Raw genomic sequence first — 21,162 nt, forward strand, 5'->3', positions numbered from 1 at the left:
TATGTACAATAGGTCAGCCTACCCTACGCTATGAAGGAGTATCTTTATGACCTCCACTCTCGCGAATGGCATGCCGCTCTCCTGGGCGCAGCGCTACCGCGACCTCGGACTCTGGACCGACGAGACCCACTGGGAGATGTTCTGCGCCGCGGTCGAGCGCCACTCCCGCCACTCCCGCCACTCCCGCCACTCCGGCCCCGCCTCCCCCGCCGCCCTCGACCGCTCCCGCAGCGTGAGCTGGGAGGAGCTGCGCCGGGGCGCGGAGCTCGCGAGCGCCCGCCTCGCCCGCGAGGCCGGGGTCCGCGCCGGGGACAACGTCATCGTGCAGATGCCCAATTGCGTCGCCTACCTCGAGGTGATCGCCGGGATCTGGCGCCTTGGCGCGCGGCCCGTCTTCGCCCTCCCCGCGCACGGGAGCACGGAGCTTCGCCACTTCGCAGAGCACGCCCCCGCCCGGGTGCTCGTCGGCCCGACGCGGCCGGGGCGCCGCGGCCAGCGCACCTACGACGCCCTCCGCGAGCAGATGCCGGAGCTGCAGATACTGGGTGTCGACCACAAGGCGTCGGACCCCTGGGAGGCGGAGGCCGCGGCCGGGGAGCTGCCGGAGGTGGGCGCCGCCCAGGCGACGGACCTCGCGTTCCTGCAGCTCAGCGGCGGCACGACGGGTGTTCCGAAGCTCATCCCCCGCACCCACGCGGACTACCTGTACTCGGTGCGGCAGAGCCTCACGGTGTGCGATCTTGAGCGCTCGAGCGTCTTGCTCGTCACGCTGCCGGCCTCGCACAACTTCACGATGAGCTCCCCGGGCATCCTCGGCGCGGTGCTCGTGGGCGCGCGCATCGTCTTCGCCCCGGACACGAGCCCCTTCACCATCCTCCCGCTCATCGAGGCCCACCGCGTCACCCACGCCGCGATGGTGCCGCCCGTGCTGCTCAGCCTGCTCAACGCCCCGGAGGTCGCCGAGCACGACATCTCCTCCCTGCGCACCCTATGGGTCGGCGGCGCCAAGCTCAGCGCCACCGCCGCCCGCCGCGTCACGCCGGAGCTCGGCTGCGCGCTGCAGCAGGTCTTCGGCATGGCGGAGGGCCTGGTCAACTACACGCGGCTCGATGACCCCGAGGAGATCATCACCACCACCCAGGGGCGGCCCATGTCTCCCTACGATGAGGTGCGCATTGTCGACGACGAGGACCAGGACGTCGCCCCCGGCCAGCCCGGGCATCTCCTCACCCGCGGGCCCTACACGATCCGCGGCTACCACCGCGTCCCCGAGATCAACGCCCGCTCCTTCACGGCGGACGGCTTCTACCGGACGGGGGACATCGTCGAGCAGCTGCCCAGCGGGCACCTGCGCGTGGTGGGTCGGGCGAAGGATCACATCAATCGCGGCGGGGAGAAGATCGCGCCGGAGCCCGTCGAGAATGTGCTGCTGCAGCACCCGGCGGTGCACGACGCGTCGGTCGTCGGGGTGGCGGACGAAGTGCTGGGCGAAAAGACCTGCGCCTATGTCATCCCGCGCCCCGGGCGCGCGGAGGAGCTCCAGAACACGACGGCGCTGCGGGCGTTCTGCCGGGAGCGCGGGCTCGCGAGCTTCGCGGTGCCGGACATCATCCGGGTGGTGGAGGAGTTCCCGCTCACCGGCGTGGGCAAGGTGAGCAAGAAGGACCAGCGCTAGGCCTGCCCGTCGAGGGGGATGACCATCGGGCGGCCGGTGACGGGGTCGGGCTGGATGACGCACTCGATGTCGTAGACCTCGCGGATGAGCTCCGCGGTGACGATCTCCGCGGGGTCCCCGGCCGCGAGCACCCGGCCCGCCTTCATGACGATGAGGTGGCTCGCGTAGCGGAAGGCCAGGTTGAGGTCGTGCAGCACGGCGACCAGCGTGTACTCCCCGCTCGCGTGGAGGCGGCGGCAAAGGTTGAGGACGTCGAGCTGGTGGCTGATGTCGAGGAAGGTGGTGGGCTCGTCGAGGAGCAGCAGCGGCGTCTCCTGCGCGAGCACGAGAGAGATCCACACCCGCTGGCGCTGCCCGCCCGAGAGGTCCTCCACCTTGCGGGAGGCGAGCTCCGTGATGCGGGTGGCGGCGAGCGCCCGGTCGATGGCCTCGTCGTCCTCGGCGGACCACTGGCGCAGCATCCGCTGGTGCGGGAAGCGCCCGCGGGAGACGAGGTCGCGCACGGTGATCCCCTCCGGGCTCATGGAGCTCTGCGGGAGGAGGCCGAGCCGCCGGGCGACCTCCTTGCTCGGCTGCTCGAAGATGTCCTTCCCATCGAGGATGATCTGCCCGCCCTCCGGCCGCAGCAGGCGCGCGAGCGCGCGGAGCAGCGTCGACTTCCCGCACGCGTTGGGGCCGATGATCACCGTGAGGGAACGATCCGGGATGGCGACGTCGAGACCCTCCGAGACCCGGTGGCCCTCGTAGCCGAGGGTGGCGTCGACGGCCTCGAGCGGCGTGTCCTGGAATGTGCTCATACGTGTCCTCCTAGACCGATCGTTGCCGCGCGATGAGGGCCAGCACATAGAGGCCACCCACCACGCCCGTAATGACGCCGACGGGAATCCCAATCTTCACCGGCAGAGCCTGCGCCACAAAGTCCGCGACGACGAGCAGCGCGGCGCCCATCACCCCGGAACACAGCACCTGCACCCGGGCGCCCGCGGTGAGGCGCCGCACGATCTGCGGCGCGGCCAGCGCGATGAAGGAAATCGGCCCCGCCACCGCCACCGAGAACGCCGTGAGCAGCACGCCCAGGAACATGACGAGGCGGCGGATGTTCTCCACCCGGACGCCCAGCTGGAGGGCCTGGTCATCGCCCATCTCGATGATGTCGAGCTGCCGGGCCGCCCACACGAGCAGCGGGAGAATGATGAGCCCGCCGATCGCGGCGGGGACAATCGTGTCCCACGTGCAGCCGTTGAGGGAGCCCGACAACCAGATGCGCGCCTTCACCGCGAGGTCGAAGTTCCCCTTCGCGAGGAGCATCGTGTTGAGGGCCGAGAGCATCGCGGAGACACCGATCCCCACGAGGACCAGCCGGTAGCCGCCGCTCACCCCGCGGTTGAGGGAGAGCGCATACACCACCCCGGCCGTGATGAGGCCCAGCACGACGGCGGCCGCGGCCGTCGCGAAGGCGCCCTTATTGAAGAAGATGATCTGCAGGACTGCGCCCGTCGCGGCCCCGGTGCTGAACCCGATGATCTCGGGGGAGCCCAGGGCGTTGCGGCTCAGCGATTGGAAGACGCAGCCCGCCGCGCCGAGCACCAGGCCCACCACGATCCCCGCCACGATGCGCGGCAGGCGGGCATCCCACACGACGTTGATGTTCCGGGTGCTCGTGCCCGAGCGCAGGAGCGCGTGGGCGACCTCGCTGAGGCTCAGCGGGATCGTGCCGATCTGCAGCGCCATCGCCGCGCAGCCGATGAGCACGAGGAGGCTCAGGATTCCCGTCGCGAGGGTGCGGGTCTCCACGCGCAGGCGCAGCCGCCCGCAGCGGACCCGGAGGACGTGGGGGTTCTCAGGAGCTCTGGTGATCACAGTCCCGCCACCTTTCCGCGCCGGATGAGGCCGATGAAGAAGGGCGCCCCGATGAAGGCCGACATGATGCCCGCCCCGATCTCCGAGGGTGCCACAACCACCCGGCCGGCGATATCCGCCAGGAGCAGGAGGATCGTGGCGAAGACGCCCGAGAAGGGCAGGAGCCAGCGGTGATCCGGGCCGGCCACCGTGCGCGCCACGTGGGGGGCGGCGAGGCCGACGAAGCTCACCGGGCCCATCGCCGCCGTCGCGGCCCCCGCGAGGAGGATGATGGTGAGGTTGGTGAGGCCCCACGTGAGCGGAATGTTGACGCCGAGGGCGCGGCCGAGGTCGGCGCCGAGCGTCGTCGAGTTGAGGGGGCCGGCCAAATAAACGCAGGCCAGGGCCCCGACAACGAGGGCCACCGCGGGGATGGGAAGGTAGCTCCAGTCGCGGCCCTCGATGGAGCCCGTGGCCCAGGACCTCATGCTGGAGAAGACCTCCGAGGGGCCGGCGAGGATGGCGAGCGTCGTGAAAGAACCCAGGGTGACCGAGATCCCCGCGCCCGCGAGCACGAGGCGCACCGAGTTCTGTCCGGCCTCGTGCGCCCGGCCCAGCCGGTGAACGAGGAGCGCCGCCAGCGCCGCCCCCGCGAAAGCGAACCACACGTAAACGGCGATGCTCGTGCTCCCCACGATGAACAGGCCCGTCACCACGCCCGCCGCGGCACCCGCGTTAACGCCGAGGGTGCCCGGCTCCGCGAGGGCGTTGCGCGTGAGCGACTGCATGAGGGCCCCCGCCACCCCGAGGCACGCGCCCCCGCACACCGCGATGAACGCGCGCGGGAGGCGGCTGTTCCAGATGACCAGGTGGTCATCGTTGGTGGGGTCGGCGTGAAGAAGCGCCTCCATGACCGTCCCCGGTCCGATGGTGCGCGAGCCGATGAAGAGGCTCAGCGCCGCGAGAGGCAGGATGAGGAGCACGCACACGGCGAGCAGTGCCCCTCGGTGAGCTCGGTGAGACAGCGTCGGACGAGGTGGAGAAAGGGTCATGGAGGCGGGGATGGATCCTAGGAGGCAGAGGTGGCGGACACGACGGCGTCAACGAAGTCGCGCGCGGAGTAGGGGTCCAGGCGGAAGGAGGTGAGGCCCAGCGGGTAGACGCGGTGCTCCTTGACGGCCGGGAGGTTGGCCAGCAGCGGGTCCTTCATGAACTCCTCGACCTTCTTCTCATCGGCGGAGAAGAGGAAGACGGTGTCGCCCTGGATGCCCTTGGTGAGGTTCTCGTAGGAGATGAAGGAGAAGTCCTTGCGGGCCTGCTTGGAGGTGTCCATGCCCTCCGGGGCTTCCTTCACGTCGAAGCCGAGGTCGCTGAGCAGCTGGGAGTGCGGACCAGTGAGCTTCGCGATGCCCTGCTCCTCGCCGGGGCCGTTGTAGGAGACGATGCTCGCCCCGCCCTCGGCCGGGTGGATCTTCTTCTTCTGCTCGGCGACGTACTCGTCGAACTCCTTGATGGCCTTCTCGGCGTTCTCCTCGAGGCCCAGCGCGTAGCCGAGCTCCTTCGCGAGGTCCTGCCAGGACTGCTTGGAGTAGTCGATGGCGATCGTCGGGAACTTCTCGGAGATCTGCTGGTACTGGTCAGAGACGGAGTCCGCGCCCGAGGTAGAGACGATGACCAGGTCCGGGTCCTGCGCGATGAGCGACTCCAGGTCGAACTCCAGGCCCGGGTAGAGGACCTCGACGCCCTTCTCGTCGGCCACCTTGGCCCACTGGCTGAAGAAGCCCTTGTCATCGGTGACGTCGGAGGGGTTGGTGGCGGCCGTCGCCGCGAGCGGCGCATCCATGGCGAGGAGGGTGCCGGTGGCGGAGAGCGCCGTGTTGGCGATCTTCTTCGGCTGGTGGTCGAGGGTGGTTTCCCCCAGTTCGTGCTTGATGGTGCGCGGCCACTGGCCCTGCTGCTCCGTCGCGGAGTTCTCCCCGGAGGAAGCAGAGGACGAGGAGGTGTCGCCCGAGCAGGCGGCCAGGCTGAACGCCATGACACCGGCGGCCACGGCCGCCACGAACTTGGTTGAGAATGAACGCACGTCGGCTCCTTCGATAGGGTAGCCTTTGCTACCTGAGCTGTAAGGTCTGTCTTAGGTTAAACGAGAGGCGCCTTTATGTCTAGGTAACCCTCCCCTAGCTCATGGAAATGAGGGGAGGTTAGCCTTACATATATCACTTTGGTAATACTAGTGTGGCTACTTCTCGACGAAAGGACCTCTCCGTGCCCAGGCCCCACGCCTACCCCCTGCTCAGCGCCCAGCCAGGAATCTGGTGGGATTGCCGCCTCGAAGGCGACACCTCGCAGCTCTACACCGTCGCCCGCGCCACGAGCATCACCGGGGACTGGGACCCCGCCCGCTTCCGCGAGGCCCTCCGCCGCACCCTCGAGGAATGCCCTGCCCTTGGCACCCGCTTCCTCCTCGACGAGGACGCCCTCCCCCAGCAGGTCCCGGGCGCCCACCCGCCGGCCGAGCTGGAGGAAGTGGACCTCCGCCGGGAGGCCGACCCGCGCGCCGCCGCCCTGGCCCTCGCCCGCGCCCGGCGCGACGAGCCCCTCGACCTCACCGGGGAGGAGCCGCTCTACCGGATGCTCCTCGCCCGCGTCGGGGAGGCGGAGTGGGTGTGGGTCCAGCAATACAGCCACCTCCTCGTCGACGGCTGGAGCATCGACGCCCTCGCGCGCCGCTGCGCCCACCACTACACCGCCCTCGAGCGCTGCCGCGCACCCCGCCGCTCCCCCTGGCGCTCCACCCTGCCCGAGCTCCTCGACGCGGAGCAGGCCTACCTCCACAGCGAGCAGGCCGAGGCCGACCGCTCCTGGTGGGCCGAGTCCCTCTCCTCCTTCCCGCCCCACGAGGGCCCGACGCTCCCGCCCACCGCCTACTCCCGGCACTACCGGGTGAGCCTCGACGACGCGGACACCCGGCGCCTCGATGCCCTCGCCACCGCCGCCGGCGACGGCGCCACCTGGGTCGATGCGCTCCAGGGCCTCGTCGCCGCGTGGGAGGCCCGGGCACTCGGCCCGGGCACGCCGCTCACCGTCGGGCTGCCGTGGATGCGCCGCGGCAGCCGCCTCAGCGCCCGCACCCCGCTGCCCCAGGTGGCGGTGCTCCCCGCCTGCGTGGAACTGCGCCCCGAGGACACCGTCCTCACGATCATCCGCCGCCTCGCCGCCACCGCCCAGCGCACCCGCGAGCACGGCCGCATCCGCCCGGAGGAGATCTCCCGCCTCGCGCGCGAGGGCGGGGTCCGCGCCGGCGGCGAGCCGCTCGCCCGGATCGGGCTCAACGCCAAGCTCTACGACGGCGAGCTCCACTTCGGCTCCGCGGCCGTGGGCCGGACGGAGGACATCGCGAACGGGCCGGTCAGCGAGGTGGAGTACGCGCTCTCCCGCCCCGGTGAGGGGGAAGAGGCCCGCGTCCTCATCGAGGCCCAGGCCCACCCGGAGCGCTACGGGGAGGAGGCGCTCGCGGAGCGGACCGAGTCGCTCGGGCGCTGGCTGCGTCGGGTTCTCCGCGCGCGCGAGGACGCTCCCCTCGCCCGGGTGAGCCAGCTGCCTGCCGTCGTCGAGTCCCGCCTCGAGGCGGCGGAGCGCACCCCGAGCTCCCCGCTCCTCGGGCCCGCCTCCCGCGTGCCGACGCCCGTCCTCACCGCCAATGACCTCGACACCGCCCTCGACCGCCGCGCCCGCCTCAGCCCGGACGCCCCCGCGCTCAGCGACGCCCACGAGACCCTCTCCTGCGGCGAGGTGGCCGCCCGCGTCAACCGCACCGCGCGGGCTCTCCGCGCGCGCGGGGTGCGGGAGGGGAGCATCGTGGCGGTGCAGCTTCGCCGCTCGGTGGAGTTCCCGCTGTACGCGGCGGCGATCATCCGCCTCGGCGCGGTGCTCCAACCCATCGACGCCCACACCACCCCCGCGCGCGTGGAGCAGGTGCTGGGCGACACGCAGCCGCAGCTCCTCATCGACGACGACCTCGCCGCGGAACTGCGCTCGGAGTGCGCGAGGCCGGGCCGCTGGTCCGGGGAGCCGCTGAGCGGCCACGCCCCGGCGGAGGCCCCGGTCTATGTCATTCACACGTCGGGTTCGACGGGCCGGCCGAAGGGCGTCGTGTGCCGGCGCTCGGGGCTGGCCGGGCTCATGCGGGCGCACGCGGAGCTTGGGCACGGGGCGCTCGCGGAGGCGGCCGGGGAGCCGGTCCGCGCGCTGCACACGGCCTCCTTCTCCTTCGACTCCTCCTGGGACATGCTCATGTGGCTGTGGCTCGGCGGCCACGTCCACGTGTGCACCGACGCCCAGCGCCGCGACCCCGAGGACATCATCGCCCTCGTCCGCCGGTGGAAGGCCCAGGCCATGGACGTCACGCCGACCCTCGCGGAGCAGCTCCTCGACGCCGGCCTCTGCGAGCCGGGCCAGCCGCAGCTCGGCACCTTCATGATCGGCGGGGAGGCCGCCTCCCCCGCCCTGTGGGAGCGGCTGCGCGCCTGGCAGGAGGCCGCCGCCCCCGGCGAATTCCGCCGCGCCCTCAACTACTACGGCCCCTCCGAGACGACGGTCGACGCGGTGGGGTGCAGCGTGGACAGTACGCCGGCCCCGGTCATCGGGAAGCCGATCCCCGGGGTGACCTGCCGGGTGCTCGGACCCTTCGGCCAGCGGGTGGCCCCCGGCGAAGAGGGGGAGCTTTTCATCGGTGGGGCGCTCGTCGGCGCGGGATACCTCGGCCAGCCGGAGAAGACAGCGGAGCGCTTCCTCCCCGACCCCTACGCGCCCGGGGAGACCCTCTACCGCACGGGCGACCGCGTGCGCTGGGTGGAGGCCGGGGATTCCACCCTGCTCATTGACTTCCTCGGCCGCGTTGACCAGCAGGTTCAGATCCGCGGCTACCGCGTGGAGCCGGAAGAGGTCCGCCACCGCGTGGAGGAGGTGAGCGGGCGGGTGGCGGCCGTCGTGCCGCGGAAGCAGGGTTCGACGACGAGCCTCGTCGCCTACCTCGTCCTCCCCGAGAGCGAGGAGTGGGATGCGGCCGCCCTGCGGGAGAAGCTCGCCGGGGCGCTGCCCGACTACATGGTCCCCCAGTACATGGTCCGCGTCCCGGCGCTCCCGATGACGGTCAATGGGAAGCTCAACGTCGCCGAGCTGCCCGAGCCGGAGGTGGAGGTTGCCGGCGCGGCGGCCCGCACCCCGGAGGAGGAGGCCCTCTGCGCCGCGATGGCGGGGGCGCTCGGCCTCAGCTCCTACCCGGCGGACGGGGACTTCTTCACCCTCGGCGGGGACTCCGTCAGCGCGATGGCCGTGTGCAGCCGCCTGCGCGCCGACGGCTGGCAGCTCAAGCCCCGCGACATCTTCCACCACCCGCGGCCCCAGGCCCTCGCCGGGGCGCTGCGCCGCCGGGAGGAGGCCCCCTCCCTCGCCCGCCGAGTGTGGGGAAAAGTGCACCCCCTGCCTATTTTGCAGCGTTTCGCGGCCGCGGAGGCCGCCGCCGGCGCCCTCCCCCACTACGATCACGCGGTGCTCGTGAGCCTCGCCGGCCTGCTCCCCGACCGCGCGGAGGCGGAGGAGGCCCGCGCCCGCCTCACCGACGCCTGCGCCGCGCTCCTGCGCGTCCACCCGGTCCTCTGCGCGCGGTGGGCGGAGGGCACCCTCCTCGTGCCGCGCCCGGAGGAGGCCGCCGCCCGCGCCACCGACGCCGTCTGCCTCCACGAGGCCTCCCCCGATGAGGCCCTCGACCTCGCCCGCGCGCAGCTCGACCCCCGCGAGGGCCGCTGCCTCTGCCTCGTCTACTCCCCCGCGGAGCAGCTCCTCGTCCTCTGCGCCCACCACCTCGTCATCGACGCGGTCTCCTGGCGGATCCTCCTCGACGGGCTCCGCGACGCCCTTGCCGGCCGGCCCCTCGCGGAGGAGGGCACCACGCTGCTCGAGTGGTCCGAGGCCCTCGCGCGCGCGGAGAACGGAGAGCAGGGATGGACAGGCTCGTGCCGACGCGGCGACGCCCGGCGCGCCCTCCTCCACCTGCCGCCGCTGCCCGCGGAGGGGAGTGAATCGTGGCTGCTCGGGGGCCTGTTGTGGGCGCGGGAGCGGGCGGGGCTCGCGGGCCCCGGCGCCGCGCCGATCATCCTCGAGACCCACGGCCGGCACCCGGAGTGGCTGGGCGCGGCCGGCGAGTCCGCGGACCTCAGCAGCACAGTGGGGTGGCTCACCGCGGAGAATCCCGTGGAGGTCGCCGCCCCGGAGGACCCCTCCGCCCCGGCCGCCTGGGAGTTCGCGGCGCGCGAGGCCATCCACCGCGTCACGCACCGCCCGCCGGCCGAGCACTGCCCCGGCACCCCGGTGGCCCCCTGCTTGCTGCTCAACATCCTCGCCTCCGCCCCCGAGGCCGCCTCCGCCTCCGCCCCCGCCGGCTCCCCGCTGCGCCGCCCGGGCGCCTTCGCGCAGGGCCTCGCCGTGCGCATGGGTGAGGAGGTACCGCTCAGCGCGCCGGTGGAGGTCAACGCCTTCGTGGGTGCGGAGGGCGTCGACGTCGAGTGGCTGTGGGACCCGCGCGCGGTGGACGCGGCGGGGGTCGACGCCTGGCACGGCGCCCTCGCCTCCTGGTGCGAGCAGAACGCCTCCACCCCGCGCTGGGCCGTCCCGGTGCCCTCCGAGTGCGCGGGCGTGGAGCTCAGCGCCGCGGACCTCCACCGCGCGCTCGAGGAGTACGGGGAGGTCCTCGGGGTTCTGCCGCTCAGCCCGCTGCAGCGCGGCATCCTCTTCGAGCACGCACTGAGCGGGGCGTACACCTCCGTCACCACGGTGGATCTCCGCGAGGCCGCCCCCGAGCTGCTGGCCTCCGGCCCGCTTGCCCCCGACGCCCTGCGCCGGGCCCTGCGCCGGGTGCTTCTGCGCAACCCGCAGCTCGGCGCGCGTTTCCGCAGTGACCTTGGGCCCCAGCCGGTGCAGGTCATCCCCGCCGAGCCCGGGGAGGTGCCGGTGACAGAGGAGCCGGAGGGGCGCCTAGCGGAGGTGGAGTCGGAGGAGCACGGCTACCGCTTTGACGTCGCGCGGGAGCTTCTTCTCCGCGCGCGCGTGGTGGGCGGGAGCGTGCTCGTGCTCAGCGTCCACCACCTGGTCATTGATGGGTGGTCGACGGGGCTGCTCGTCCAGGAGCTGCTCACCGCCCTCCGCGGGGAGCCCGAGGACGCGGCGGGCCCGGCGGATCCCCGGGCGGTCGTGCGCGCCTACCAGCAGGCGGTGATCGCCTCCCGGCCCACCCGGGAGGAGGTGGAGCAGCTCGTCGAGGAGCTCCAGGACGCCCCGAGCACCCTCCTCGGCGTGGAGGGCGCCAGCGGCACCCGCGGCACCCACCGCACGCGCAGCGCCCTCGAGGACCTGCGCTCCGTGCGCCGTCCCGCCCCCGAGGGGCTCGGCGCCCAGCTGTCTCGCTGCGGGCTCACGCTCGCCTCCGCGGTGGACCTCGCGTTCTGCGCCACCCTCGGCGAGTTCTGCGGCCAGACCGAGGTCGTCCACGGCACCACCGACGCCGGCCGCACCGAGGACACCGCCTCCCTCATTGGTCTCTTCTCCACCACCTACCCCGTGCGGTGCGCCCTCGACCCAGACCGGACCCTCTCCGCCCAAGCCGCCGACTTCCAGCGGGCCCAGGCCTCCCGGCGCGGCTCGCTCTCGCGGGTGGGTCTCGACGAGCTCGCGGCCGAGGGGATTCCCGTCGCGGAGCTCTTCTCCGCGCTGCTCGTCGTCGAAAACACCCCGCAGGAGGGCACCGCGGGCGTGCGCAACACGGGATTCACGCACTACCCGCTCACGGTGCTTGTTCTGCCCGGCGCGCCCGGGGAGGAGGCGCAGCTCATCGCGGAGTATGACCCGGGGGTGGTCGATGGCGCCGCCGTCCTCGAGCACCTGTGCGCCTACCTGGCGGAGCTCGGCACCCCGGGGGAGCGCCCCCTGCGCGCGCTGAGCACCACCCCCGCCCAGCCGCTGCGCGGCGAGGAGGTCGCGCTGCCCGAGGAGACCCTCGTGCAGTGGACCCTGCGGGAGCTCGAACGCTCCCCCGAGGCGACGGCCCTCCTCGACGCGACGCAGCAGCTCAGCGCCGGGGAGATGGCCCGGACCGTCCGCCGCTGGGCGCGGGTTCTCCGCGCGCGCGGGGTGGGGCGCGGCGACGTGGTGAGCGTCGAGATCCCCCGCTCCGCGGACAGCGTGCTTGCCGCGCACGCGATCTGGCTGGCCGGCGCCATCTACCAGCCGATCGACCCGGACACCCCCGAATCCCGGGCGCGCGTCCTCCGGGAGGACTCCGGCGCCCGTGTGCGGATCACCCCCGCGTTCCTCGAGGAGATGCGCGCGGGGGAGGCCGACGCCCCGCTGCCCGGCCCGCGCCCCGAGGACACCGCCTACCTCCTCCACACCTCCGGCTCGACGGGCCGCCCGAAGGGGGTGCGCGTGGGGCACCGGGCGCTGCTCAACCGCGTCGCGTGGATGCAGGCCCAGTACCCGATCGGCCCCGAGGACCGGGTGCTCCACAAGACCGACAGCGGCTTCGACGTCTCCCTCTGGGAGCTCACCTGGCCATTCATCGCGGGGGCGAGCCTCGCGGTGCTGCCGGCCGGGGAGCACCGGGATCCACTGGCCATCGCGCGGGCTCTCCGCGCGGGCGTGACGGTGTGCCACTTTGTGCCCTCCATGCTGCGGGCCTTCACCCAGCAGCTCGCGGACACCGGCGCCGAGCCCCTCCCCTCCCTCCGGCACGTCATCTGCTCCGGCGAGGCCCTCGACGCCCGCGACGTCGAGGCGCTGCGCCACCTCGCCCCCGCCGCCGCGGTCCACAATCTCTATGGGCCGACGGAGGCCGCCATCGACGTCACCTGGTACGACTGCCCCGCCGACGCCCCCGCCGGCCCGGTGCCCCTCGGCCGCCCCGTGTGGAACACCGAGCTGTGGGTGCTCGACCCGTGGGGCCGGCCGACCCCGGAGGGCGCCCCGGGCGAGCTGTATATCGGCGGGGTGCAGCTCGCGGAGGGCTATCACGAGCAGCCGGAGCGCACCGCCGAGGCCTTCCGTCGCGACCTTCTCGACGGCACCCGCCGCCTCTACCGCACGGGCGACATCGTCCTGCGCCGCGGGGATCAGCTCCACTACCTGGGCCGACGCGATGACCAGGTGAAGATCCGCGGGCAGCGCATCGAGCTCGGCGAGGTCCGCGCCCTCCTCAGCTCCTGCCCGGCGGTGGCGGACGTGACCGTCGGCCTCGTGGACGGGGAGCTCGCCGCCTGGTGGGTCCCCGCCCCCGCCGGATCCTCCCCGCTGAGCCCGCCGGAGTGGGCGCGGCAGCACTGCCCGCGCGCCGCCCTGCCCTCCTTCTGGGCGGAGATCCCCGCCCTGCCGCTCACCGCGGCAGGCAAGGTGAACCGCGCCCAGCTGCCCACCCCGACGCGCCCCGCCGCCGATCACCCCGGCGCGGAGTTCGCCGCCCCGCAGTCCGAGCTCGAGCGCGCGATCGCCCGGGCCATGGCGGAGGTGCTCGGCTGCGCGCCGGAGAGCCTCAGCTGTCTGGACAACTTCTTCGACCGGGGCGGGCACTCCCTCGCCGCGATCCAGATGTCCGGATCCCTGCGCCGGACGCTCGGCACCGAGGTGGGCGTCGGCCTCATCATGCAGCACCCGACGGTGCGGGGCCTCGCGCGCGCCCTCGAGCTCCGGGCGGAGCGCCCCCAGGACCCGAGCCTCGCCGCGGAGGCCGCCCACTCCGAGCTCCTCTGGCTCGCCGAGCCCGCCCCCGAGGCCGCCGACGGCCCCCTCGTCTGCCTCCACCCGGCGAGCGGTTTCGGCTGGCAGTACGCCCCGCTCGCGACGCACGCCCCGCGCGGCGGAGTCCTCGCGATCCAATCCCCCGATGAGCAGGGCGCCCTCGCCCAGGCGGAGACGCTCGCGGACATCGTCGAGCACGACACGGAGCTTCTCCGCGCGCACAGCCACGGCCCTTACCGGCTGCTCGGCTACTCGCTCGGCGGGCTCGTGGCGATCGGGATGGCGGAGGCTCTCCGCGCGCGCGGGGAGGAGGTGGAGTTCGTGGGGCTCATCGACACCTACCCCGCCCAGTGCCAGGACTGGGGCGAGGCCCCCGACCCGGAGGAGGTGGAGGCCGAGCGCCTCGCGATGCTCCGCGACGGGATCGCCCCCGAGCAGGCCGAGCGGATCATCGCGAACTACGCGCGCTCCTTCGCCCTCATGGCCGACGCCGCCGACGCCGCCGACGCCGCCGCCTCCCCCGCGGGCTACAGTGGGCCGGTCGACCTGTTCATCGCCCGCCGCACCCTGCCGGAGGGCTTCGACCCGCTCGGCTCCTGGGCCGAGGTCGGCGTGTGGGACGTGCGCGCCCATGAGCTGGATTGCAGCCACATGGACGTCCTCTCCCCGGAGCACGCCGGGGAGGTCGTCCCCCTCATCCTTCAGGCCCTTGACCAGGAAGGACGGTCCGCCCGTGCCTAAGCTTCTGCTTGATCTGTCCCCTTTGCGCAACCGGAATTATGCGCGCATCCTCCTCGCTCGGACGATTTCTATCGTCGGCCTGGGGATGCTGGGCGTGGCCATCCCGGTGCAGGTGCAGGACATCACGGGCTCGACGTTCTCGGTGGGCCTCGTCTCCACGGTGGAGGGGGTGGCGACGTTCATCGGGATGATCGTGGGCGGCAAGGTCGTCGATAGCACCGACCGCCGCCGCGTCATCCTCCTCTCCCGGCTGCTCGGGGCGCTGTGCTTCGCGGCCCTCGCGGCGAACTCGTGGATCGCGGATCCGCACCTCACGGTGATTCTGCTGGTCGGAGCCATCGATGGCTTCTTCGGCGCCTTCGCGACGTCGGCCCTTCTCGCGATCACCCCGGCGCTCGTCTCCGGGAAGCAGCTCGCCGCGGCGGGCGCCCTCAACATGGCGACGATCCGCCTCGGCACCGTCGCCTCCCCGGCGATCGGCGGCGTGGTCATCGCGCACGCGGGCGTGGGGGTCTGCTATGTCATCGCGACCATCCTCACCCTCGTGTGCGTCTCGGTTCTGTGGGGGCTGCCGCCGCTCGAGCCCGCGGCCGGGGAGCACAGCGGCGAGGAGGACCTCCCCTCCGCGCAGGGCTTTCGCTACATCATTGAGCACCGGCTCATCCTCGCGGTGATCCTCGTCGCCTCGCTGAGCTCCATGATGGGCGGCATCCGCGTGGTCTTCCCCGCGATCACCGCCCAGAGCTTCGGCGGCGGCCCCGAGCTCACCGGCCTCTTCTTCACGGCGGTGCCGGTGGGCGCGCTCCTCGCGACGGCCTTCTCCGGCTGGTTGGGGCACCTTCGCCGCCCGCTGCGCACCCTCCTCCTGCTGCTCGAGGCCTCCTTCCTCAGCATCATCGGCTTCGGCGTCATGGCGCTCTACTCCCTGCCGGTCGCCGCGGCGATGGGCTTCCTTGTCCTCTACGGCGTGCTGAGCTCGTGGGCCGACGTCGTCCAGTTCACCCTCCTCCAGACCGAGACCCCCGACCAGGTGCGCGGCCGCGTCAACGGCGTGTGGATGGCCCAGGAGGTCTCCGCCGAGTCCCTCGGCGCACTGGGCACGGGCGCCGTCGGCCGGGCGGTGGGCGGTGCCGCCGCCTCGGTGGTGCTCGGTACCGTCGCCTTTGTGGGCCTGCTGGGCGTTGCCGCAGGCCGATCCATCACTACGGAAGAGCCCGAAGAGCCCGAGGAGAACGCATGACCGAGATCCCGCTGTCCTACACCCCCTCCCCCGGCGAGCCGGAGCCGGCCCGCGTCTACGTCCACGTGGCCGCGGTCCACAACCACCACGCGGAGGAGCTCCACCACATGAGCCGCCTCCCCGACGGCTCCTACCACGCCTCCTTCTCCGTCCCCGACGACGTCTGCACCTCCTACCTCATCGCCCCCGTGGACGAGGACTTCCTCACCCGCTTCGACCCGCCGGGCCCCGTCGATACCCGCGCGCGCTGGCTGGCCCTCCTCGAGCGGGCGCTCCCCGGCCCGCCCGCCCTGCGCGGGGAGACCGGGCGCATCCGCGGCCCTCGCGCCCTCCCCGAGCCCGAGTGGGATGACCTCAGCCCCACCCCGGAGGAGTGGGAGCCCGTCTCCATCGACTCCCCCTCGCCCCGCCGCGTGTGGCGGGCGCGAACCGGCCCCGCACCCGAGTTCCTCCTCCTGCTCTTCGACGCCACCTTCTGGCTGCGCACCCCGCTGCCCCGGGCGCTGCGCGCGGCGGGCCTCCCGCCCCTCGAGATCCTCGCCGTGGACACGGGGGACGGGGAGGAGCGCTTCGAGGTCATGGGCCGCACCCCGGAGCTGCCCCGCTTCCTCCACGAGGACCTTCTCCCCCGCACCCCCTGGACCCCGGCGCGCACGATCGTCTGCGGCCAGTCCCTCGGCGGGCTTGCCGCGCTCTCCATCGGGGCGGGGCGCCCGCGCATCGCGGACCTCGTGCTCTCCCAGTCCGGCTCCTTCTGGTTCCCCGCCTGGGGCGGGGAGGACGGCGGGGAGCTCGCCGCCGAGCTCCGGGACCCGCAGGTCATCGCCCGCCTCCGGGAGCGGGGTGTGCGCGCCCACTTCAGCGTGGGGCTCGCGGAGGCGGATATGGTTCCGCACACGCGGGCCGTCGTCGACGCCCTCGAGGCCGCCGGGGTGCCCACCTCCCTCGAGGTGAGCCGCCACGGCCACGAGATGGCCGGCTGGATGGGGGCGCTTAGCCGCGGACTGCGGCAGCTTCTGCGCTAAGCCCCAGGGCCGCGCGGATGGGCCCGAACTTCGTGGCCGTCTCCCGCACCTCCTCCTCGGGCTCGGAGTCCGCGACGATGCCCCCGCCCACGCGCGCGGTGATCCGCTGCCCCTCGATGACGGCGCTGCGGATGGTGACGCGCCACTCCCCGTCCCCGGCGAGGTCCATCCACCCGACGGCCCCCGCGTAGAGGCCGCGCCCCGGCTCCTCCGCGCGCAGGAGCGCCATGGCCGGGTCGAGGGGGAATCCACCGACGGCCGGCGTCGGGTGGAGGGCCGCCGCGAGCTCGAGCACGGGCACCCGCTCATCGTGGAGCTCCCCGCGGATCGGGGTCCCGAGGTGCCACGTGTGCGAGGTCGAGGTGAGCGAGGGCTCCTCCGGCACGTCGAGCCGCGCGCAATAGGGTCGGAGCACCTGCTTGATGGCCTGGGTGACGTAGCGGTGCTCGTGGATGTCCTTGTGGGAGAGCTGCAGCTCGGTGGCGAGCGCCTCGTCCTGCACGGGGTCCGCGGAGCGCGGCGCCGTCCCCGCGAGCGGGAAGGACTCGATCATGCGCCCCTTCTTCTTGATGAGCACCTCCGGCGTCGACCCCACGAGCGCCCCCGCGCCCCAGCGCACCATGTGCGCGATCCCCAGTCCCGAGCCCGCGCGACACCGCTCCGCGAGGCACATCGGGTCGATCCTCCCCGCCGCCTCGCAGTGGATGGCCCGGGAGAGGACGACCTTGTCCATCTCCCCGCGGCGGATCCGCTCCCGTGCCGACGCCACCCTCGCCGCATGCTCCTCCCGGCTGGGCTCCGAGTGCAGGCCGGTGATCTCCCAGGTGGGGGCGGGTCCCTCGCCGGCGGGGCCGCGCTCTGGCGCGCCCCAGCTGAAGTGGTGGGGTTCGCTCAGCACCGCGTCCTCCTCGGGGAAGAAGGGCAGGGCGCCCACGATGCGCGTCCCCGCCCGGGCGGCCTCCTCGGGGCGGGTCCAGGTGCGGAGTTCTCCGCGCGCGCGGAGGGTGTACTCGGGGGTGGCGAAGAAGAAGGTGTCTGCGTGTGCGGAGTGTGCCGTGACCATGCTTAGCGCTCCTCAATCATGTCGAGGATGGCGGCCGTCGTGAGCACCCGCCCGCAGCGCCGGCCCACCCAATCGAGGGTCTCCTCGTGGTCCTCGCGGGTGAAGTCCGCGATGGCATCCGCCACGAGGAAGGCCTGCACGTCGGACATGAAGGCGTCGACGGCAGTCACCTTGCACCCCATGTGCCCGTACACGCCGGTGATGATGAGCTGGTCCCGCCCGGCATAGGCGAGGGTCTCTCGCAGGTCCGTGCGCTCGAACGCGGAGTAGCGCCACTTGGTGAGCACCGTGTGACCCTCCCGGGGCGCGAGGGGCTCGACGATCGCCGCGTCCTCATCCGTCCCCATGCCCTCGCCCCAGAACTCGGAGAGCAGGCCGCGGCGCAGCGGGTGTTGGGCGGGCGGCTGGGCGGAGAAGAAGACCGGGATGCCCTGGCAGTCCGCTGCGTCAATGAGAGCACGAATGTTGGGGAGCACGGCGCTCATGGGCTCTTCCGTAAGCGAGTAGGCCCGGAGGAAGTATTCCTGCATATCGTGGACCAGAATGGCCGCCCGAGCTGGGTCGATGCCCCAGGAGACCGCGGGGTCGGGGAGGGTGGTGGGGAGGGGATATGAAGGAATAGCAGGGATTGCCATTAGTATAGGTTAGCCTTTCTTCCAGATTACGCAAAAGACTAGGCTAACCTATCCCGCCCGGCTGTGTCGAGGCGCCCCCACCGTGGCGTTGTTCACACAGAGAACGGCGGGCAGCCGCAGCGCCCGCCGTCGTCCCCCCCCCGGAGCCGGGGCGCCCCTAGTGCCCCCGATCCTGGCTGAGCTCCTCCCCATCCTCGAAGTACGGGATGAGGGTGTTGTCCATGAGGCTGAGGGCGGAGGCGATCGCCATGTGCATGTCGAGGTACTGGTAGGTCCCCAGCCGCCCGCCGAAGAGCACCTTGTTCTCCCGGGCCTCGGCGGCCGCGAGCTCCCGGTAGCGGCCGAGCATCTCGCGGTCCTCAGGCGTGTTGATGGGGTAGTAGGGCTCGTCATCGTCGCCGGCGAAGCGGGAGTACTCCTTCATGATGACGGTCTTGTCCTGCGGGTAGCGGTCGGCCCGCTCGGGGTGGAAGTGGCGGAACTCGTGGATGCGGGTGTAGGGGACGTCGGCGTCGTTGTAGTTCATGACCGGGGTGCCCTGGAAGTCGCCGACGGGCAGGACCTCCGTCTCGAAGTCGAGGGTGCGCCAGCCGAGGGTGCCCTCGGAGTAGCCGAAGTAGCGGTCGAGCGGCCCGGTGTAGACGACGGGCGCCTCGGGGTTCGTCGCCCGCAGCTCCTCGCGCACCTCGAACCAATCGGTGTCCAGGCGGACCTCAATGTTCGGGTGATCGGCCATGCGCTCCAGCCATGCGGCATAGCCGTCGACGGGCAGGCCCTCGTAGGTGTCCTTGAAGTAGCGGTTGTTGAAGGTGTAGCGCACGGGCAGGCGGGTGATGTTCCCGGCGGGCAGCTCCTTGGGGTCGGTCTGCCACTGCTTGGCGGTGTAGTCGCGGATGAAGGCCTCGTAGAGCGGCCGGCCGATGAGGCTGATCGCCTTCTCCTCGAGGTTCGTGGCCGCCTTGGGGTCGAGCCCGTCGGTCTGCTCCTTGATGAGCTGCTTGGCCTCCTCCGGGGAGTAGTAGCGCCCGAAGAACTGGTTGATGAGCCCCAGGCCCATGGGGAATTGGTAGGCGGTGCCGTCGTGCATGGCGAACACGCGGTGCTGATAGTCCGTGAAGGAGGTGAAGCGGTTGACGTACTCCCACACCCGGGTGTTGGAGGTGTGGAAGAGGTGGGCGCCGTACTTGTGGATCTCGATGCCCGTCTCCGGCTCGGCCTCCGAGTAGGCGTTCCCCCCGAGGTGGTGGCGGCGCTCGATGATGAGCACCTTCTTGCCCAGGCGCTCGGCCGCCCGCTCCGCAACCGTCAGGCCAAAAAGACCAGATCCGACAACAAAAAGATCGACCTTCTTCTCATCCATGGTCCTTTAGCTTAGTGAAAACCAGCGTTCGAGCACGTCCGCCACTCCGCCCTCGTCGTTGGTGGACGTGACCTCGTCGGCGGCCTCCTTGACGGGCTCGCGGGCGTTGCCCATGGCCACGCCCCAGCCGGCCCAGCGCAGCATCTCGATGTCGTTGGGCATGTCGCCGAAGCAGAGCACCCGCTCCTGGGGGACACCGTGCATCTGCGCGAGCTCCGCCACCCCGTGTGCCTTGGAGATCCCCGGCGGCGCGACCTCGAGGATCCCCGCGTCCATGGAGTAGGTGACGTGCCCGAGCTCCGGGTCGACGGCGGCCGCCACGGCCTCGTACATCTCCTCCGCACCCAGCGCCGTGTTGCGCAGCAAGAGCTTGATCGCCGGCTCCTCGAGCGCGCGCTCCTCCCGCTGCTCCCCGAACTCGCGCGTCCCCCAGAGGTGGAAGTAGCCCGGGGTCACGACGAACATCTCCCGGGGATCGTCGTCGAAGGCATCCCCCGTCCCGGCGCGCTCGACGGCCACGTTCACCCCGCCCCGGTCCGCGAGCGCCTCCCGCGCCGCGCGGACGATCTCGGTGAGGGCCTCCGGCTGCAGCTCATGGGCCTTGACGATGCGGTGGTACTTCGAGTCATAGAGCACCGCCCCGTTCGCGCAGACGCACACTGGGCGGACGGGCAGCTGCTCGAGGACGGGCTCGATCCATCGGTGCGGCCGGCCCGTCGCGAGGGCGATCTCCACCCCGCTCTCCGCCGCCTGGGTGAGGGCCTCCTGCACGCGCGGCAGCACCCGATCCTGGGAGCTGATGATCGTCCCGTCGATATCACTTGCTACGAGCAGCGGCTTTTCTTTCACGTTCCTCACTTTACCCCCTGGACCCGCCGATTCTATGGTGGAAGGCGCATCGGGGTGCCCGCGTGTTGGGCCCCTGTTCGCCTCGTGTTGTCATCGTCGACGAAAGGATTCGCTCGTGTCGGCTCCGACTCTCGCCACCACCGTGACCGGCCCGGAGGACGCCCCCGTCCTCGTGCTGGGCCACTCCCTCGGCAGCTCCTCGGTCATGTGGGAGGACGTGGCCCAGGACCTGGGAGATCGCGTCCGCCTCATCCGCTACGACCTGCCCGGCCACGGCCGCTCCCCTCTCCTCCCCCTCGACCGGGAGGCGCGGATGCCCGACATCCTCGACGCCCTCCGCCACACCCTCGAGGAGCTCGGCGTCCGCGAGTATCACCTCGCCGGGCTCTCCTTCGGCGGGCTCACCGCGCTCGCGGCCGGCTGCGCCCAGCTGCCCGGGCTGCGCTCGATCACGGTCATGAGCTCGGGGCCGGTGAACGCCCCGCTCAGCCAGTGGCCGGAGAAGATCGCCACCGTCCGGGAGAAGGGCACCGAGTCGCTCGTCGACGACACCTTCGAGCGCTGGTTCTCCGAGGCCGCCCCCGCCACGCACCCCGAGGCCCTCGACGCCATCCGCCGCGCCTTCTGCGCCTGCGAGGACGAGGGCTACGCGCAGGTCTGCCAGGTGCTGGGCGCCACGGACCTCAGCGGGGAGGTCGGCTCCATCAGCGTTCCCACCCTCCTCATCTCCGCCGAGCACGACGGCGGCCTGCCCTGGGACAAGGCCGATGAGCTCGCGGAGGCCATCCGCGCGGGCGGCGCCCCGGTGGAGGTGCTCCGCCTCGCCGGGGTGAAGCACATGAGCGCCGTGGAGCGCCCGGCGGAGGTGGCGGAGGCGCTCGTCCGCCACGTCAGCGCCCACTGAGCCGAAACAAAAAACACAGAACACCCCCGTCCCTGCGCGTCCAGGGCG

The 21,162-nt window shown here is 72.3% G+C and carries 13 protein-coding genes; 5 read left to right on the plus strand and 8 right to left on the minus strand.

Annotation, left to right across the window (positions count from 1 at the left end):
• The first annotated feature begins 46 nt into the window (after window positions 1–46).
• Window positions 47–1,675 (plus strand): (2,3-dihydroxybenzoyl)adenylate synthase, encoded by a 1,629-nt coding sequence (locus tag L1O03_RS09250; RefSeq protein ID WP_236119492.1) that lies wholly within the window; start codon window positions 47–49, stop codon window positions 1,673–1,675.
• Here L1O03_RS09250 and L1O03_RS09255 read toward each other — a convergent pair.
• The 4 genes from L1O03_RS09255 to fepB are packed head-to-tail and all read right to left on the minus strand — an operon-like array spanning window position 1,672 to window position 5,597.
• Window positions 1,672–2,472 (minus strand): ABC transporter ATP-binding protein, encoded by an 801-nt coding sequence (locus L1O03_RS09255; RefSeq protein WP_236119493.1) that lies wholly within the window; start codon window positions 2,470–2,472, stop codon window positions 1,672–1,674. The two genes, L1O03_RS09250 and L1O03_RS09255, sit on opposite strands and share 4 nt — an antisense overlap.
• A gap of 10 nt (window positions 2,473–2,482) precedes the next feature.
• Window positions 2,483–3,535 (minus strand): FecCD family ABC transporter permease, encoded by a 1,053-nt coding sequence (locus L1O03_RS09260; RefSeq protein ID WP_236119494.1) that lies wholly within the window; start codon window positions 3,533–3,535, stop codon window positions 2,483–2,485.
• The gene (locus tag L1O03_RS09265) at window positions 3,532–4,566 is read right to left on the minus strand and encodes a FecCD family ABC transporter permease (protein WP_236119495.1); all 1,035 of its coding nucleotides are present in this window, start codon (window positions 4,564–4,566) and stop codon (window positions 3,532–3,534) included. Before L1O03_RS09265 ends, L1O03_RS09260 begins: the two co-directional genes overlap by 4 nt.
• 17 nt (window positions 4,567–4,583) lie before the next feature.
• Window positions 4,584–5,597, minus strand: a complete 1,014-nt coding sequence (gene fepB / locus L1O03_RS09270; RefSeq protein ID WP_236119496.1) for a Fe2+-enterobactin ABC transporter substrate-binding protein — start codon at window positions 5,595–5,597, stop codon at window positions 4,584–4,586.
• A 182-nt stretch (window positions 5,598–5,779) separates the two neighbouring features.
• Between fepB and L1O03_RS11555 the strand changes: the two genes are divergently transcribed.
• From L1O03_RS11555 to L1O03_RS09295, 3 genes are read left to right on the plus strand one after another with little or no spacing between them, the layout of a single operon-like run.
• Entirely contained in the window at window positions 5,780–14,038 is an 8,259-nt protein-coding gene (locus L1O03_RS11555) for an amino acid adenylation domain-containing protein (protein WP_338026150.1), read from the plus strand.
• Complete coding sequence (entS, locus tag L1O03_RS09290; RefSeq protein ID WP_236119497.1) at window positions 14,031–15,278, plus strand: enterobactin transporter EntS; 1,248 nt, start codon at window positions 14,031–14,033, stop codon at window positions 15,276–15,278. Before L1O03_RS11555 ends, entS begins: the two co-directional genes overlap by 8 nt.
• On the plus strand, window positions 15,275–16,303 hold the full coding sequence (locus tag L1O03_RS09295; protein WP_236119498.1) for an enterobactin/ferric enterobactin family esterase: 1,029 nt from the start codon (window positions 15,275–15,277) through the stop codon (window positions 16,301–16,303). Before entS ends, L1O03_RS09295 begins: the two co-directional genes overlap by 4 nt.
• Here L1O03_RS09295 and L1O03_RS09300 read toward each other — a convergent pair.
• The 4 genes from L1O03_RS09300 to L1O03_RS09315 form a co-directional block, all read right to left on the minus strand.
• The gene (locus L1O03_RS09300; RefSeq protein WP_236119499.1) at window positions 16,272–17,366 is read right to left on the minus strand and encodes an isochorismate synthase; all 1,095 of its coding nucleotides are present in this window, start codon (window positions 17,364–17,366) and stop codon (window positions 16,272–16,274) included. The genes L1O03_RS09295 and L1O03_RS09300 overlap by 32 nt on opposite strands.
• 2 nt (window positions 17,367–17,368) lie before the next feature.
• Window positions 17,369–18,001 (minus strand): isochorismatase family protein, encoded by a 633-nt coding sequence (locus L1O03_RS09305; RefSeq protein ID WP_236119500.1) that lies wholly within the window; start codon window positions 17,999–18,001, stop codon window positions 17,369–17,371.
• Window positions 18,002–18,158: 157 nt separating this feature from the next.
• Entirely contained in the window at window positions 18,159–19,361 is a 1,203-nt protein-coding gene (glf, locus tag L1O03_RS09310; RefSeq protein ID WP_236119501.1) for a UDP-galactopyranose mutase, read from the minus strand.
• Window positions 19,362–19,367: 6 nt separating this feature from the next.
• The gene (locus tag L1O03_RS09315) at window positions 19,368–20,210 is read right to left on the minus strand and encodes an HAD family hydrolase (protein ID WP_236119502.1); all 843 of its coding nucleotides are present in this window, start codon (window positions 20,208–20,210) and stop codon (window positions 19,368–19,370) included.
• 115 nt (window positions 20,211–20,325) lie between these two features.
• Between L1O03_RS09315 and L1O03_RS09320 the strand changes: the two genes are divergently transcribed.
• On the plus strand, window positions 20,326–21,114 hold the full coding sequence (locus L1O03_RS09320; RefSeq protein WP_236119503.1) for an alpha/beta fold hydrolase: 789 nt from the start codon (window positions 20,326–20,328) through the stop codon (window positions 21,112–21,114).
• Window positions 21,115–21,162: the final 48 nt, after the last annotated feature.

Origin of the sequence: Corynebacterium uropygiale (assembly GCF_021568315.1) — a bacterium.
In the GTDB taxonomy this organism is placed as follows: Bacteria; Actinomycetota; Actinomycetes; order Mycobacteriales; family Mycobacteriaceae; genus Corynebacterium; species Corynebacterium uropygiale.